This is a genomic window from Lysinibacillus sp. CTST325, assembly GCF_054665055.1.
Window position 1 is genome coordinate 156,981 of sequence record NZ_BAAFHO010000008.1, and the last position, 16,167, is coordinate 173,147.

14 protein-coding genes and 1 riboswitch are annotated in these 16,167 nt (G+C 36.9%); of the genes, 6 read left to right on the plus strand and 8 right to left on the minus strand.

Annotated elements, in window-relative coordinates:
• Positions 1 to 53: 53 nt before the first annotated feature.
• From ACYQ73_RS18030 to ACYQ73_RS18040, 3 genes are all read right to left on the minus strand, one after another.
• Positions 54 to 1,382: an L-cystine transporter gene (locus ACYQ73_RS18030; RefSeq protein WP_460013790.1), complete on the minus strand. Its 1,329-nt coding sequence runs from the start codon at positions 1,380 to 1,382 to the stop codon at positions 54 to 56.
• Positions 1,383 to 1,690: 308 nt separating this feature from the next.
• On the minus strand, positions 1,691 to 2,647 hold the full coding sequence (locus tag ACYQ73_RS18035; RefSeq protein ID WP_460013768.1) for a GGDEF domain-containing protein: 957 nt from the start codon (positions 2,645 to 2,647) through the stop codon (positions 1,691 to 1,693).
• Positions 2,607 to 3,506, minus strand: a complete 900-nt coding sequence (locus ACYQ73_RS18040) for an EAL domain-containing protein (RefSeq protein ID WP_460013769.1) — start codon at positions 3,504 to 3,506, stop codon at positions 2,607 to 2,609. The genes ACYQ73_RS18035 and ACYQ73_RS18040 overlap by 41 nt, the downstream gene beginning before the upstream one ends.
• 526 nt (positions 3,507 to 4,032) lie before the next feature.
• Between ACYQ73_RS18040 and ACYQ73_RS18045 the strand changes: the two genes are divergently transcribed.
• The 4 genes from ACYQ73_RS18045 (at position 4,033) to ACYQ73_RS18060 (ending at position 7,951) form a co-directional block, all read left to right on the plus strand.
• The gene (locus ACYQ73_RS18045) at positions 4,033 to 4,218 is read left to right on the plus strand and encodes a hypothetical protein (protein ID WP_249075639.1); all 186 of its coding nucleotides are present in this window, start codon (positions 4,033 to 4,035) and stop codon (positions 4,216 to 4,218) included.
• Positions 4,208 to 5,626 (plus strand): amidase, encoded by a 1,419-nt coding sequence (locus tag ACYQ73_RS18050; RefSeq protein ID WP_460013770.1) that lies wholly within the window; start codon positions 4,208 to 4,210, stop codon positions 5,624 to 5,626. Before ACYQ73_RS18045 ends, ACYQ73_RS18050 begins: the two co-directional genes overlap by 11 nt.
• A 180-nt stretch (positions 5,627 to 5,806) precedes the next feature.
• Positions 5,807 to 6,967 (plus strand): PucR family transcriptional regulator, encoded by a 1,161-nt coding sequence (locus ACYQ73_RS18055; RefSeq protein ID WP_460013771.1) that lies wholly within the window; start codon positions 5,807 to 5,809, stop codon positions 6,965 to 6,967.
• Between the two features lie 102 nt (positions 6,968 to 7,069).
• Positions 7,070 to 7,951, plus strand: a complete 882-nt coding sequence (locus tag ACYQ73_RS18060; RefSeq protein ID WP_460013772.1) for a DMT family transporter — start codon at positions 7,070 to 7,072, stop codon at positions 7,949 to 7,951.
• Between the two features lie 42 nt (positions 7,952 to 7,993).
• Here the strand turns inward: ACYQ73_RS18060 and ACYQ73_RS18065 are convergent, their stop codons facing one another.
• Positions 7,994 to 8,563 carry a YitT family protein gene (locus ACYQ73_RS18065; protein WP_460013773.1) on the minus strand — a complete coding sequence of 190 codons (570 nt, stop codon included), beginning with the start codon at positions 8,561 to 8,563 and terminating at the stop codon, positions 7,994 to 7,996.
• 233 nt (positions 8,564 to 8,796) lie between these two features.
• Between ACYQ73_RS18065 and ACYQ73_RS18070 the strand changes: the two genes are divergently transcribed.
• Positions 8,797 to 8,946, plus strand: a complete 150-nt coding sequence (locus tag ACYQ73_RS18070; protein WP_460013774.1) for a hypothetical protein — start codon at positions 8,797 to 8,799, stop codon at positions 8,944 to 8,946.
• 49 nt (positions 8,947 to 8,995) lie between these two features.
• On the opposite strand, the gene ACYQ73_RS18075 is transcribed toward ACYQ73_RS18070, so the two are convergent.
• Complete coding sequence (locus ACYQ73_RS18075) at positions 8,996 to 9,517, minus strand: DUF2179 domain-containing protein (RefSeq protein WP_460013775.1); 522 nt, start codon at positions 9,515 to 9,517, stop codon at positions 8,996 to 8,998.
• 919 nt (positions 9,518 to 10,436) lie between these two features.
• Between ACYQ73_RS18075 and ACYQ73_RS18080 the strand changes: the two genes are divergently transcribed.
• Entirely contained in the window at positions 10,437 to 11,189 is a 753-nt protein-coding gene (locus ACYQ73_RS18080; protein WP_460013776.1) for a DUF695 domain-containing protein, read from the plus strand.
• 344 nt (positions 11,190 to 11,533) lie between these two features.
• Here ACYQ73_RS18080 and ACYQ73_RS18085 read toward each other — a convergent pair whose 3' ends face one another.
• From ACYQ73_RS18085 to ACYQ73_RS18095, 3 genes are all read right to left on the minus strand, one after another.
• The gene (locus tag ACYQ73_RS18085; RefSeq protein ID WP_460013791.1) at positions 11,534 to 12,832 is read right to left on the minus strand and encodes a nucleobase:cation symporter-2 family protein; all 1,299 of its coding nucleotides are present in this window, start codon (positions 12,830 to 12,832) and stop codon (positions 11,534 to 11,536) included.
• Positions 12,833 to 13,058: 226 nt separating this feature from the next.
• Complete coding sequence (locus ACYQ73_RS18090) at positions 13,059 to 13,643, minus strand: xanthine phosphoribosyltransferase (protein ID WP_415731678.1); 585 nt, start codon at positions 13,641 to 13,643, stop codon at positions 13,059 to 13,061.
• A 188-nt stretch (positions 13,644 to 13,831) separates the two neighbouring features.
• Positions 13,832 to 13,933: riboswitch (purine riboswitch) on the minus strand.
• A 391-nt stretch (positions 13,934 to 14,324) separates the two neighbouring features.
• Entirely contained in the window at positions 14,325 to 16,148 is a 1,824-nt protein-coding gene (locus ACYQ73_RS18095) for an APC family permease (RefSeq protein ID WP_460013777.1), read from the minus strand.
• Positions 16,149 to 16,167: the final 19 nt, after the last annotated feature.

The window sequence follows — 16,167 nt, forward strand, 5'->3', positions numbered from 1 at the left end:
CTTTTTATATTCAATAAAAAAGAGCTACCCTATATGAGAGTAGCTCTGTCTTTTTATAAATCAGATACTTGAGCACCTAATTCTTTATTATTGTACATTTCAGTGTCCAATTCTTTTGTAACACGTGCTGTTGTCACACCTGCAGTCATTGACCCACTTACATTAAGTGCAGTACGGCCCATGTCGATTAATGGCTCAACTGAGATTAATACACCCGCAAGTGCAATCGGTAAATTAAGTGCTGATAATACAAGAATTGCTGCGAATGTCGCACCACCACCAACACCAGCTACACCAAATGAGCTGACAGCTACAACTGCAATAACAGTAATGATAAACACTGGATCAAGTGGATTAATCCCAACTGTCGGTGCAATCATAATCGCTAGCATTGCAGGATAAACACCAGCACAGCCATTTTGACCAATAGATAGACCAAATGAGCCCGAGAAGTTTGCAATACCCTCAGGTACACCAAGACGACCCGTTTGTGTTTTAATGTTCATTGGTAAAGCACCTGCACTTGAACGTGATGTGAAGGCAAACAATAATGTTTCCGCAGTTTTCTTTAAGTACGTAAATGGATTTAAACCACTTAAAGTAAGAATTAGTAAGTGTACTATAAACACGATAATTAACGCTACATAAGACGCAACAACAAACTTACCTAGGTTATAGATTGCCCCGAAATCAGATGTCGCAACTGTACGTGCCATAATTGCTAAAATACCATATGGTGTTAAACGTAAGACAATTGTTACAACGCCCATAACTAATGCATAGATGGCATCCAAGCCCTTTTTAATAGTAGCTGCAGTGTCTCCATCCTTACGTGCGACACGTAAATAAGCAAAACCTAAAAATGCTGAAAAAATTACAACAGCAATTGTTGATGTAGAACGAGCACCTGTTAAATCTAAGAATGGATTCGCTGGGAATAACTCAATAATTTGAGTTGGTAAATCCGGCGCAGTTAATCCAGAAGTTTTTTCCTCTAAATACGCTCCACGCTCTGCCTCTGCAGCACCTTGCATAATATGTGAAGCATCTAAATGAAACACTGTTGCTGAAAAAATACCAACAGCAGCTGATACAGCAGTTGTACCGATTAAAATGACTAAAATCAGAGCTGCCATTCTTCCGAAGTTTTTACCAACCTTCATTTTCGTAAAGGCAATTAAGATAGAAATGAAAATTAATGGCATCGCAACCATTTGTAGTAATTTAACATAGCCAGTACCAATAATATTGTACCAATTTGATGTTTTAGCTAACACATCAGAATCAATACCATATATTAAATGTAGTCCAAGACCAAGTACAATACCTAAGCCTAGAGCTGTAAATACACGATTTGAAAACTTAACGTGCTTTTTATTCATAAAATATAAAATTCCAACGAATACGAGTAAGACGGCAACGTTAAGAATAATTTGTAATGTAGACAATGAAAAGCCTCCTAAGAAGTTTAATTTTAATGTAATCGAATTATATACCTATAATCCCTATAATTCAAGTATGTTTTATTTAGATTAATAATTTCCTAAAGTAAAGCGGCTTATTTCTTTTGATTATGCCCTAAAAACCGAATTTAATAAGAAATGCTTATTGAACACGTGATCTTCTTCGTGGAAAGCGTCCGTTATAAAAAAAGACTGTGGGCAAGCTCCCACAGCCTGACCTACTTTGTTTAATGAACGAGGTAGGTTTCTTTTTCATTGTCATTAACGAGATAACAGCTTCCCGAAATTTTTTTACATTGTTTTTTCACACGTGTTACCGCATCTGATAATTGGTCAACAGATTCAAATTGCTGATATTGATTAGTAATAACCGTAATGGATAGTGTAGTACAAGATAGCGGCTCCAATTTACCAGCTCTATTTTGTATTTGTAAGTATGCTAAATCCTCTACAGCATAAAAGCTTAAAATAAACGCATCAAACTCATCAATAATTCTTTGACAGACTGCAAAAGCCTCATAATGCGGAAGAATCGCAACGAAATCGTCTCCACCAATATGTCCTAAAAAATCTTCTGTACCCACTATATTTCTTTTCAAAATATCTGTTAAATACAGTAAAATCTTATCCCCTTTATTAAAACCATACGTGTCATTGTATGATTTAAAATGGTCTAAATCAAAATATATTAAACTATATTGGGATAGCTGCAATGCTCCCTCTAGCCTTTCATCAATTAATTTATTACCAGGAAGACTACTTAATGGATTTAAAAAGCTAGCGATAGCTACTTGTGTGTCTACGAGCTTTAACAGTAGCTCCCGAATACTTACTACACCATAATATAAGTCATTCCTTGTTACAATCACATCATCATATAGGTCCTCTGAAGGTCTAGACATGGCTAATGTACTGACCTCTGTTATAGGTATATTGCGATCTACAATTAAAGGATTTTGTTTCATAATAAGCTGATTATGTCGTCCGATAAATAAATTATAGCCATACCTTGTACCAATTTTTTGATAGAAATGTGTACGTGTAATATGCCCAATTGGTTTGTCATCTCGAACAACGACAACACTACGTAATGACGGATTACTTATAAAAAGCAAATCCACCTCTTTATTCTTCACAAATTCATCAATACAAGGAACATTTTCTATGACTTCCCCTATCTTCATGGTCACCCATCCTTATTTTCCCCAAATGTATTTCCTTTGCGGGTTTCCCTACCGCATAACCTTGTGCGTAGTGGATTCCAATAGTATGTAAATACTCAAGTTCTTCCTGGCGTTCAATACCCTCTGCAATAATTTTCGTCTCAGCCTGCTCTGCGTATCTCATCAGCAATGTAACGAGCTGCTGCTGCTCGCTGTTCTTATCAATAAATTGTATTAAAGAACGGTCTAGTTTAATAAACTCTGGCTTTAAGTAAATAACAGTTTTCAAGCTATTATAGCCTGAACCCACATCATCCACTGCAATTCGATAGCCCTGTGATCGATAGTGTGATAATACACGTTCAAACTCTACAAAATCTACCACTGCACTACGTTCAGTTAGCTCAAACACTACCTGCTGTGGTTTTATGCCAAGCTCCTTTAATAGCTGCAAGGTTTCACCACTGTGGTAACTCTTATCTAGTAAAACATTAGGATGTATATTGACAAATACTAAAAAATCTCTGTTCACCCATTCTCCGTGCAGTCGTTCTTTGAAACGTTGAAATGAAAGATTACGACAAAAGCATTCAAATAAAAATACGCAGTCCGTTTGCCCAACAAATTCATAAAACTGATCGACACTATGAAACAATTCTGAAGGCTCTGGACGATTCAGTGCCTCAAAACCAACTGTTTGCCTTGTCTGTAAGTCGACGATAGGCTGAAAATAAGTATGTAATCTCTTGTCCTGAATAATTTGTTTCAATGCTTTTAAACGTTTTATATAGAGAGTATTATTTTGATGCCGCCCGTATAAATACTTTAAATAAGAAAATAAATTACTTGTTTTTATGCTTTGTCTCACAACAGACTCCATTCTCGCACCTCTTAAATTGGTTATTAGGGTCTATTGTACGCTTGGATTGTAAATGTACTGTGAATAATATGTAAAAAGAGGTGGCTCAAGCACTAGAAATCCTTTTCAACAGTTGACATTGCTCTATTAAAAGTAATCTTAATTACTTGATAGAGTAGTATTTTTTTCACAATATACAATATATTCAATCAACTCGTTGATATAAATTGTAAATAGTGTATGCTTATAACAATAGTATTTTATTACCTTTTATAGAAATTTGTTATTTTTATAGTACAACACTAATTCAACCCCATAAGCTACCTTGTATCAGTTGATTGGGTGGAGGCTGAGCAACTCCTTGGGAATCATAGCGTCACAGATGAGACCCAAGGAGCACAAGCCTCATCGGGCTCCTTCAGTATAGAACCCAATCGGAGCGGAAATCGCCCCCACGTTATGGCGATGATTCTTTACAATAAAAAGATCTGTTCTTTATAGGGAAACCTATTTTGATAAAAACTATTTTCAAGGGAGGATCCTGTTAATGAGTTTGTCGATTCAACAATTATTGGAGAACAAAGGAATTACACCAAAATCTGAACACCTTGAACTTCTAAAAGCACGGTGGGAAGGTATGCAATCCCTTCGTGGTAATTTAGAAGGCATCGCTATTGATGATGCTGATATCGCTATCCGTAGCATCCCTGGAGGTGACCACATTGACAACTGATTTACACTTAAAATCTGTTGAAGAATTAGCACCATTACTTGAAACTAAAAAACTCTCTCCTGTCGAGTTGACGAAAGCAATTTTAGATTTTGCTGAAGAAAGTCAGCCTAAAATTAATTCATATATGGCTTTTTATCGTGAAGAAGCCCTAGCGCAAGCACAAATGGTAGAAAAAGAAATTTTGAATGGACAGTATCGAGGAATGTATCACGGGATTCCTATGGCATTAAAAGATAATTTGTACTTTAAAGATAAGATAACTACGATGTCATCAAAGATTCATAAGGACTTCGTTTCAAATTATGATGCGACGGTTGTAGAAAAGCTTCGTAATGCCGGTGTTATTTTCACGGGTAAATTAAGCATGCATGAATACGCATGGGGCATCACGAATAATAATCCTCATTACGGACCCGTTCGTAATCCATGGGATTTGGATAAAATCCCTGGCGGTTCTAGTGGCGGCTCCGGCGCAGCAGTTGCAGCAGGGGCAAGCGTTGCATCATTAGGTACAGATACTGCTGGCTCTATTCGAATCCCTTCATCAGCCTGTGGGATTGTCGGCTTAAAGCCTACTCATGGGCGCGTAAGTAAATATGGCTGCTACCCTCTTGCTTGGAGCTTAGACCATATTGGTCCAATGACAAAGACAGTAAAAGACGCAGCCGGCTTACTTGAGATTATTTCTGGATTTGACCATAGAGACCCTACTTGTACAGACGTTCCAACAGAGAATTATGTACAGCAAATCTCGGGTAATGTGAAGGACTTAGTCATCGGCATCAACGAAGAATATTTCTTTAACAGAGTAGATTCCGATGTGGAGAAGGCCGTTCGGGCAAGTATTCAAAGCTTAGTGGATCAAGGGGCAAAGGTTGAAATCGTTCGAATTCCATCCTTGCAATATGCAGAGTGGGCAGAGCTCGTTACTTCCCTTTCGGAGGCAGCTGCAATCCATCATTCCGATTTACAGAAAAGACCACAGGATTTCGGAGACGATATTCGTCTGTTATTTGAACTAGGTGAATTACCATCTGCCGTTGATTACCTACAGGCTCAACAGGTGCGACGACAAATAAAGCAAGAATTTACACAGATTTTTAATCAGGTTGATGTGCTTATTACGCCTACATTACCTGTAGTAGCAAGTACTATTGGTGATGACTTTGCATATTTAAATGGTGAAAAAGTTGATTTAATTGATAATATCATTCGTTTTACAGGCCCAAGTAACTTAACAGGGTTACCTGCCCTTTCCGTTCCTTGTGGCTTTAAAGGTAGTTTACCAGTAGGCCTTCAAATCATTGGTCCAGCCTTTAAAGAAGGTCGTATTCTTAACGTTGGTTACGCGATTGAACAAACGAATCCAATGAAAAATAGAAAACCTAATATTTTCGCTAACATCTAATTTTGATAGTGTGGGAGAATCTGCTTGCTTTACGGACTTTGTCTGTAGAACTTCAGCAGATTCTTTTTAATTGGTTGGTTTATCAGCGATTCGAATTGCCTTATCAGCTATTTTACTGCGCTTTATCAGTTATAATATGTAATAGAAGCTCCATCACAAGAAAGGTTGTTTGATATCCTAATGAACGTAGAGAACTTTTTACAATTACCTATTACAAAAGATTTCACAGTCGTTGCTGGTCGCAATGGTTTACATAAACCCGTTCAAAATGTGGAAATTCTAGACTTTGAATTTTCACCTGATATTCAAACTGTGAGAGAAACGATTTTCACACCGAATAGTGTTGTTTTAAGCAGTTTATTATTCGCAAAGCAAAAGCCAGAATATTTATGGAATGCCGTGAAAAACCTTATTGAGCTAGGGGCAAGTGCTTTAGCTTATAAACCTGTTATCTATGAGGATTTGCCTGAGGAAGTGCTAGTCTATGCAGATGAACAAAATTTCCCGATATTGCGATTTGGCGGAGATGAATTTTTTGAAAAGATTATTTTAGAAACGATGGCCTATGCAAAAACACAGGATTATTCGTTCTTTTTAGATACGATTATGCGACGTATTATGGAGGAAGAAGTAACGGATGAACAAATAAAGTCTATTTTACAGCAAATCAATAAGCCCTTTGAAAAATATGTATTTGTTGCTAATATTCAAACGCAAGATTATACAAATAGTCAATGGATGCAATCGCTTTTTCAACTAGAGCCTCTATTGAAATCTGGGATGATTTGTAGCTATAAAAAGAGCCTCTTTATTGTAATGACTCATCCATCACAGCAATTCCAATTTGAAAAACTCCTCAATGAATGGTTAACGTTGTATGCAATCTCGACGGATTCAATGACCTTTGGCTATAGTCGTTGTCACGTCACACAAACAGAATTCCCTATTGCTGTTCGTGAAGCCTTTTATGCACGCATCATGGCTGAAATTGAAACGGCTCCTATATGTCATTATGAGAACCTCGCTTCCGATTCGTTATTAATTGAATTGCATCGTAAGGACGCTAAATTTGCTATGGACTATGTAAATAGCTATCTTGGTCCCCTATTTGAGGAAAAGGTTGATCCGGACTTAATGAAAACTGCAATCACCTATGTCGTAAAACGAGGAAATATTAAAGAAGTAGCCGTTGCTCATTTCTGCCATCCCAACACAATCCGTTATCGTATGTCAAAAATACGTCAGCTAGTAGCACCTTTAGAAAATGATTATGTTTTTTATGAGCGTATAGCTGCAGCCGTTAAATTGTACTTATTACATAGCAAAACGAATGTTGAATGACAGCTTTGGAATAAGTACAAAAAAACGCCTGAATTTTTAGAAATAAAATCAAACTATTTTCTCCCATCTCATGCTATTCTATTGAAGTTAGGAGGAGGAATGATGAAACAATACATAGCTGATGGTATGCTATTAGTCACTGCAATCGTTTGGGGTAGCGGTTTTGTCATAACGGCTATTGCATTAGAATATTTAACAGCCTATCAAGTAATGGCAGGTAGATTTTTATTAGCTTCAATTATACTGACAGTCTTATTTGGATATAAATTAAAAAAAGTTTCAAAATCAGTTATCTGGAAAGGTATTTTGTTAGGAAGCATTTTGTATATTGCCTTTGCTCTTCAGACAGTAGGGTTACAATATACAACACCATCTAAAAATGCATTTTTAACTGCTGTAAATGTCATTATTGTCCCAATAATTGCGTTTGCGGTTTACAAGCGTCGTATAGATGGCTACGAGATAATCGGTTCGATTATAGCTATTGTTGGTATTGGTTTTCTATCTTTGCAGGGCTCGCTAACAATGAATATCGGAGATGCGCTTTCCTTAGCTTGTGCTGTCGCCTTTGCCTTTGATATTTTTTGTACGAATCTTTTTGTCCAAAAGGAAGATGCCATTGCTCTTACGATTATTCAATTTATCACAGCATCTTTTTTAAGTGTTTTGGTCGTAGTCAGTCAAGGCGATATCCCAACTACTCTTGAAAAAGAAGCCATCTATTCAATCGTTTATTTAGCCATTTTTTCAACTACCCTCGCCTATCTTTTTCAAAATATTGCGAATCAATATACATCTGCTACAAAGGCTGCGATTATCCTGTCTACAGAATCCTTCTTCGGCATGGTATTATCCGTTATATTCTTACACGAAGTATTAACAAGTCGTATGGTTGTAGGGGCAGTACTGATTTTACTCGCCATATTAATTGCAGAAGTAAAGCCTGCACATCCTAAAAAGCGAATGATGAAGAGCTCTCGATAACGATTTTTGAAATAGTTTCAGTCCTGCTGAAGCTATTTTTTATTAAACACGGCTAGTCATGATACTTGTAGTAATCCCTGCTACCAAAATTGTAATAATAGAAAGCAATAATGTACTAGAAGATAAAAGCAGTCCCCCTATGACGATGACGATTGAATCTATCATAAAAATAAGTATCCCGACATTAATTCCGGTTTTATCACTTAAAAATTGGGCAATCAAATCTGTACCACCAGTGCTTGTCTGAAATCTAAGCATCAAACCAACACCAAAGCCCATAAGTACCCCTCCAAATATGGCGCTATAGATGGCATCTACATGGATAAGATTCCGGACGGGCTTTAGTAAATCGATACTAAGAGAATATGCGAATAAGCCATGGATACTATTGTAAAAATACGCTCTGTATTTATACCAAGAAATAACGAAAATTGGAATACTAATAATGATGATCATTAAACCTATTTTAAGCTTATATATATAGTGTAAAATAAGCGCTATCCCTACGACGCCCCCATCTAAAATTTGATAGGGTGTTAAGAATAAGTTTATCCCTAATGCTACCGCTGCACTTCCTATAAGAATGACCAAGCCTTTCGTAAAAAAATACATACAACACCCCTCCGAGACTTGCATGTTTTTATAGTATGAAAAAATCAATTTGAACATGTTATTGTTCACGTCTGTCGGTGTAATTGTATTAATATTTTTTATCGAGCTCGGTCGCTAAATTTCTCTATACATTGTGAATACAAAAAATGGATCATCACCAAAACGTGTGGTTGATTTCCGTTCCGACTGGGCGCTTTCTTGGGGGCGTCCGATGAGCCGCTTGGGCCAACACGATGTTGGTCACGAAGGGCGTTATCACAGGACATGATGGTTTTAGCCTTCGTTCCTCTATTGCTAATCCCCAAGGAGTCGCCCAGCCTCCGCTCCAATCAACTTATTTACATAATAGACGTTTTAACAAAGTCATCCACAACTTTTGGTGAGAACCCAAAATGCCCTTCTGCATGTAACAAAAGGGCATTGTTAGAATAACTATTTGTGTTTTACCTTCATTCGATTCAGCAAAAATCCACCTTTAAATGATTTGGGTTCGTACGAAATAATAAAAGCATTCGGTTCATAATGCTCGACAATTTGGAACAATTCCGTCTCACGGTTTCTCTTTGTTAATATTTCATATTTATAGCGATTACTATCTCGCCCCTCACCAATGTAAATCGTGACTGCAAACCCTTCATTCCGAAGAAATTTTACAAGTTCCTCATTCTTATTTTGCGTATTAATGGTCGTATAAACATAGCCTATCGCTAATTTACGTTCAATTTTGGCCCCTAAAAATATACCTAACCCAAAGCCAACTGCATAAAAGACCATAGCTACCATACTTTGCTTCCCACTAAAAACGAGTGAAAGGCCAAATACATACACTAACATCTCCAGCATACCGAATATGGCGGCAAGGAAAGTAACATTCTTCACTAAAAGTATTGTACGTAACGTTAAAAATGGCACATAAATTAATTGAAGTATTAAAATCAGAAATATACTTTGCATTTGTAAGAGACCTTTCAAAAGTAGTTTTATACATTTTAAATATATGTTGAGACATCGACTTGCATTCTATTAAGATGGATCTATTTTCTAGATTCCCTAACAAGTAAAATTTAAACATCTACTTTTCATAAAAAAAATGTCACCTACTATAGAAGTAGATGACATTTTGTTTATTATAGAAATCCTTTAAGCGTCCCCATGTATCAAGTCTTCCTGATGCATTGGCCCAAAACTAATTGGGTGGGGTTGGTGGGTATTTAAAGGACACCTCCGAAAAGAAGTGCCCACTTTAAATGATTACCCTTTTTAAATGGCTAGCAATCCGAATTCATCGGTACTTTATTTTTTATTAGTTCGTCTATGTAATACTCTTTTAACCAAACTTCCAATTTCATTCTTTCTTCTTGACACATATGTGAATTCATAGTTACTTGTAGTTCTTCAAGAACTTCTTTAGCGGTTTTTAAATTCATTTATACCCAACCTTTCCACAAGGTTCATAATATTCCATACTCAATTGGATTACAATACCTAATTTCCCCCTTTTATAAATATATGAACATCAAAAACAATAATAGTGTGAAATTATACTTAAAGTGTTATGCGATATTATTTGTAGGTTAATCTCTAATTGGTTTTGTCAAATTTACAGACTTTTCCTATGACAGAAGATTATTGAAAAAAGGAAGTGAAATGAAAAGATTACTTTAAGTGCAATGGTTCAAAAAACAGTGGATAGTGAAGATTATAAAAAGTTAACTTATATACAAAACATACGTCTTAACAAATGTCATCCACAACTTTTAGTAGTTACCTAAATAAAGTAATGTATAACATTATTTAGAATTTCATTGAATCAGTTATGGAAAACTGTTATATTTGTTCCGTTAAATGAATCATTTTATCGGGGGGGTTAATAATGTCAAAACATTGGGATATATACTTTGGGTATATTGATGAAAAAATAGCTTCAGTTGTTTTAGATATGGATGTATGGCAAGAAATCGACACCGAAGAGTACAATCACGCTATCGCAGTCAAACTTAAAATAAAAGAGCCGAATGAAGATGGATTTCCAATAGGGCATGAGGCTGAAAAAATAAATGAAATTGAAGTTTCCTTGAAGGAATTTGTAGGTCTTAAAAACATTATTAACGTTGGTAGAATTACAACAGATGGGACAAGGGACATTATTTTCTATTCAGATCAAGAAAAACACAAGGATTTAATTGAGGCTGCTGACCGCTTCATTAAATCAACTGGCTACGAATTTGAAGTTTTCAGTATAGAAGAGGATGAAAATTGGGAATTTTATTTTAACTTTTTATACCCTAATCAATATCAACAACAGCATATGGGGAACCGTTCAGTAATTGCCCAATTGGAAAAATCAGGGGATGAATTGGAGGTAGCCCGTAAAGTTGATCATTGGTTATACTTTGAAAGTACCAAAATGCTCGGAGATTTTGTAAAGGCAATTAAAAAAGAAGGGTTTTTCGTAGAGGAAGAATCAACCGAGATGAATGAAAAAGGAAAATATTCGCTTTCTATTTATAGAATTGATTCTGTTGATTTTACTTCAATAAATGAAGTAACGGACCTTTTAGTAGAGGTTTCAGAAAAATACGAAGGAGAATATGATGGTTGGGCGACATTTGTAGTAAACAAATAGTTTCTAAATGGGATACCGTTAGGCGTTTACCCATATCGCCCATAGATTTGAATTACTTACTGTCAAAAAGAATACATTTTCTAATACGACTATATCTGCATGGATTGTCTTTGTGACTAACTTCCAAGACTTGCGTTTATGATTGATTTTCATATATGCAAGTCTTTTTGTTATGCTCCATATACCGCTACTCTTCCTCAAGGTATTCTTCCAATAGGTACCCCTTTTTCCACATAAAAAAATGCCACCTCCTTAAATCTAAATCAATAGATAAAAGTAGGTGACAACGTTCTTTTCATCAAAATATGTGGGGTATTTGGATGAACGTTATTAAATTATTTCTTTTAAGCTTCTCCATGCATCGGGTCTTCCTTACGTTGCGGCCCAATCATGTTAAATAAAATGTTAAGGATAATCGCAGTGACAGAACCACAGACGATACCGTTAGAAGTTAGAAGAGATACACTCTTTGGCAGTGCATCGAATATTCCTGGTACAACCGATACACCGACACCAAGACTAACTGCAATCGCAGCAATCATCGCATTTTCCGCTGACTCATTCATAACAGGTACTAGCATGCCCATACCTTGCGTAATAACCATACCGAACATCGCTAGCATTGCCGCACCAAGTACTGGTGTTGGGATAATCGTTGTTAATGCTGCGATTTTTGGTAGGAAGCCAAGTGCTACTAGTAAACCACCTGTGATGTAAATGACTTTACGATCTTTGACGCCTGACATACGTGTAAGTCCCACGTTTTGTGAGAATGTTGTATATGGAAAAGCATTGAAAATACCGCCGATAACAGAGGCTAGACCTTCTGAACGGTACCCACGTGATAAATCTTTTGAATCTAATTTTTTCTTACAAATATCACTTAGTGCAAAATAAACCCCTGTTGATTCTACTAAAGAAACCATCCCTACAAGCGTCATTGTAATAATCGCAGATGCATTAAATGTTGGCATCCCGAAATAAAATGGCTGAACCATGTGTAAGACGGCAGCATCTGACACTGGGCTAAAATCAACCTTCCCCATAAATACTCCTAGGATTGTCCCCACAACTAATCCGATTAAAATGGAAATTGCACGAATGAAACCTGTAGAAAAACGATAAACGACTAAAATAATGACCAATGTAATAAACGCTAAAGTTACATTTGAACCGGATGCAAAGTCTGCTGCATCTTGTCCACCTGCCATATTGTTTAAAGCTACTGGTAGTAAAGAAATACCGATAATCGACACGACCGAGCCTGTAACAACCGGCGGGAAGAATTTTACTAACTTACCGAAAAAGCCTGCAATAATCATAATGATTATACCTGATGCAATAATAGATCCATAAATGTCAGTTATACCTTGTTCGGGATTTATACCGATTGCAATAATTGGACTAACTGCTGTAAATGTACAGCCTAGTACTACTGGCAAACCAATACCAATCATTTTACCTGAATATACTTGTAAAAGCGTTGCGATCCCACACATCATAATGTCAATCGCTACTAAATACGTCATTTGTGTTGAATCAAAGCCGATTGCCCCACCGATAATCAGTGGTACTAAAATGGCTCCTGCATACATCGCAAGTAAATGTTGAATAGCTAGCGTCGTCGATTTAACTTCTTTCAGCAAAGGTTTCCCTCCTCTATAGGTGATGTAATGAATGCATATTTAAACTACTTTTCAGCGAGTGTCCAAACACATGTACCTGCCGCTACGCTTTCGGTACAAAAGACACCTGCTGAAAGAAGTTAAAGCCTCCGGCGGATGTCACAGAATCGGAAAGGAGTTCTTTGTGCAAGCACAAAGCCGATTCCGGACGCAATTATGCCGAGGCATAATTGATCGGTATTCATTACGCATTAGCCTCCGTAGCAAATGTTACTTTGCCATCCTCAAGAGAGTCTACGATTGCTAATGATTCCACGCGAACTCCTTGCTGGCGTAATAATTTTCCACCGTCTTGGAAGCCTTTTTCAATAACAATGCCTACACCTACAACATTTGCACCAGCTTGTGCTGCGATATCAAGCAAACCTTTGACAGCTTCCCCATTAGCTAAGAAATCGTCAACAATTAGAATGTTATCATCTTCATTTAAGAAGTTACGTGATACTGAAATATCATTTGTTTCATTTTTTGTGAAAGAATGTACTTTTGAAGAATACAGATTATCTGACAGTGTTAATGATTTACGTTTACGTGCAAACACTACAGGGGCACCGATTTCAAGACCTAGCATTACAGATGGTGCGATACCTGAAGATTCGATCGTTAAAATTTTTGTAATAACTTGATCCGAGAATCGATTTGCAAACTCATGACCAATTTCTTTCATAAGCATTGGGTCAATTTGATGATTTAAAAATGAATCTACTTTTAATACAGATGAAGATAAAACTTTACCCTCTTGTGTAATTTTGTCGTGTAATAACTTCATTTCCTTGATAGCCTTCTTTCTTATAGTAATATCTCTTAATGAGCAACTTACATTCCGTTATAGGTGAGCGCCAGAAGCAATGCAAGTAATAAAAAACGCTGAATACTTTGATTCCAATCATCTACGAGTGGAGCAAAGCATTCAGCGTAAAAACGTCGAAACGAATAGAAAACATCTTTTATGAAGTCTTCTAAAGCATTGCTACCCATAGTCGATTTATTTACGGTAAACCGGTAGAAACTTGCGAGCCATATTCTCGCTATTATATGAGTGAAACAGTATTAATTTCGCCTTGGCGTAATTGCGTCCGGAGGCTTTAGGCCAACACGAGGTTGGTCACTCAGTCGTTGCCACAGGACGTGGCGTTCTTAGACTGAGTTCCTCTATTTCAGTAGGTGTTCGGACACCCACTGAAAAGGAACCACATCTGCATTCATCTCACCACCCTCAAAGGTGGGAGTCTTCTGAATGAAGATAAAGCTGCAAGAACTTCTTTATCTTCATCACGCCTTGGCATCATTTCCAAAAATGGTATTTTATTCGGCATGTGCTTATATCTTATACTAAATAAAGTTTATATTTTCGGAATTTACTATCATTCTAGTAAGTTTCGATCGTAAACGTTCGTGTTTTACAATCAACGTAATGATTATATCAGACTATTTTCGAGCTTGCTAGTCATTATTTTGATAAATGGAAGGGCACTGTCATAATGACGATATTTTTGTGAAATAACAGCGAAGCGCGAATTAATAGACTCGATTGATTGTGTAACATATGATGCCATCCTTTTTTCGGTAAAAACTGTGGGATGATAACTGTTAATTGATAGCCAGATTTCGTACATTGATGTTCAACCTTATCAATAAACTTCATCAGCGGCTGCGTAATACTTCGATATGGAGAATAGTATGTTACAAGCCGTATATCTGGCTGCCAAGCTTTCCATTTCTCCTCAAACGCTTTTGCGTCCGCTTGATCGAAGGCTACATAAAAGGCAATAATTTTATCAACGTTTAATGTCTGCGCGTAATGCAATGTATTTTCGACTACCTTCGTAATACCTGCAACAGGGACAATGAAAACATTACCCTCAACATTCGGTAATTCCACATTATCTAATCTTAGCTGTTCACCAACTGTTTTGTAATGCTGTTTGATACGGTGGAACGTCCAAATAATAATTGGTAAAAAGATAAACACTGGCCATACTTGAGGCAATTTTGTCACAAAAAACATCATGGCTACAATAAAGGAAATGATCGCTCCAACTGTATTGATCGTAAATTTAACAAGCCAACCTTTTGGTTTTTCACGCCACCATTTTCGCATCATTCCCGCCTGCGCTAAAGTAAACGGAATAAACACCCCTACTGCATAAAGTGGAATCAAATGCTCTGTTGTTCCGCCAAATAAAAAGATTAAAACAATGGCACCTAACCCAAGCATCATAATGCCATTTGAATACCCAAGTCGATCTCCACGAATTTGGAATATTCTTGGGATAAAACCGTCCTTCGATAAATTGACAGCTAGTAAAGGAAAAGCCGAATAACCTGTATTCGCAGCAAGCACTAATATCATCGCTGTTGTTCCTTGTACTATATAATAAAAAATATTACGACCTACACTTGCCTCCGCAATTTGTGAGACAACTGTTTCTTTCGCATTTGGAGCAACTCCATAAAAATATGCTAGACCCACAATACCGATAAATAGTACTGCTAAAATACCGCCCATAGCCAGTAATGTTTTAGACGCATTTTTCGGCGCCGGATCTTTAAAATTAGGAATAGCATTTGAAATGGCTTCAACACCAGTCAAAGCTGAGCTTCCTGATGCAAATGCTTTTAATAATATAAACAAACTAATACCTGCAACTGGTGTACCGACCTTTGGATGTAACTCTGCAGGAACTTGCCCCGTTACTACGTTATAAGCCCCTACCCCGATTAACATCAGCATCACGATTACAAACAAATAAACCGGATACGCTAAAATGGATGCTGATTCTGTGACACCACGTAGGTTTAAAATCGTTAAACATATAACAAAAAACACAGCGATTACCACGTTATATGGATGCAGACTTGGAAATGCCGAAGTAATGGCATCTGTTCCAGCCGATACACTTACCGCAACTGTTAAAATATAATCGACAAGCAAAGATCCCCCAGCGACTAAACCAGCATTGACACCTAAATTTTCCCGAGAAACTACGTATGCTCCACCACCATGTGGATACGCATAAATAACCTGACGATACGAGAAAATAAGTGCTGTCAGTAACACAACTACCCCTGCAGCAATCGGTAGAGAGTACCAAAAGGCAACTGTACTTACTGTCATGAGAACAATTAAAATTTGCTCAGGTCCATACGCTACTGATGACAACGCATCAGAAGATAGTATGGCAAGTGCTTTTGTTTTACTAAGCTTTTGTTCCCCTAACGCATCAGATCTCAATGGTTTACCGATAATATAACGTTTTAATGAGGATTTCATATTCGACACCTTCTAGTTT

Excerpts from the sequence above, each read along its gene's own strand:
- ACYQ73_RS18075 (WP_460013775.1), bottom strand. The coding sequence starts at position 9,517 with ATGCAAAGTATATTTCTGATTTTAATACTTCAATTAATTTATGTGCCA.
- ACYQ73_RS18080 (WP_460013776.1), top strand. The coding sequence starts at position 10,437 with ATGTCAAAACATTGGGATATATACTTTGGGTATATTGATGAAAAAATA.
- ACYQ73_RS18055 (WP_460013771.1), top strand. The coding sequence starts at position 5,807 with ATGAACGTAGAGAACTTTTTACAATTACCTATTACAAAAGATTTCACA.
- ACYQ73_RS18040 (WP_460013769.1), bottom strand. The coding sequence starts at position 3,506 with ATGGAGTCTGTTGTGAGACAAAGCATAAAAACAAGTAATTTATTTTCT.
- ACYQ73_RS18090 (WP_415731678.1), bottom strand. The coding sequence starts at position 13,643 with ATGAAGTTATTACACGACAAAATTACACAAGAGGGTAAAGTTTTATCT.
- ACYQ73_RS18095 (WP_460013777.1), bottom strand. The coding sequence starts at position 16,148 with ATGAAATCCTCATTAAAACGTTATATTATCGGTAAACCATTGAGATCT.
- ACYQ73_RS18060 (WP_460013772.1), top strand. The coding sequence starts at position 7,070 with ATGAAACAATACATAGCTGATGGTATGCTATTAGTCACTGCAATCGTT.
- ACYQ73_RS18030 (WP_460013790.1), bottom strand. The coding sequence starts at position 1,382 with ATGAATAAAAAGCACGTTAAGTTTTCAAATCGTGTATTTACAGCTCTA.
- ACYQ73_RS18045 (WP_249075639.1), top strand. The coding sequence starts at position 4,033 with ATGAGTTTGTCGATTCAACAATTATTGGAGAACAAAGGAATTACACCA.
- ACYQ73_RS18070 (WP_460013774.1), top strand. The coding sequence starts at position 8,797 with ATGTTGGTCACGAAGGGCGTTATCACAGGACATGATGGTTTTAGCCTT.
- ACYQ73_RS18065 (WP_460013773.1), bottom strand. The coding sequence starts at position 8,563 with ATGTATTTTTTTACGAAAGGCTTGGTCATTCTTATAGGAAGTGCAGCG.
- ACYQ73_RS18035 (WP_460013768.1), bottom strand. The coding sequence starts at position 2,647 with ATGAAGATAGGGGAAGTCATAGAAAATGTTCCTTGTATTGATGAATTT.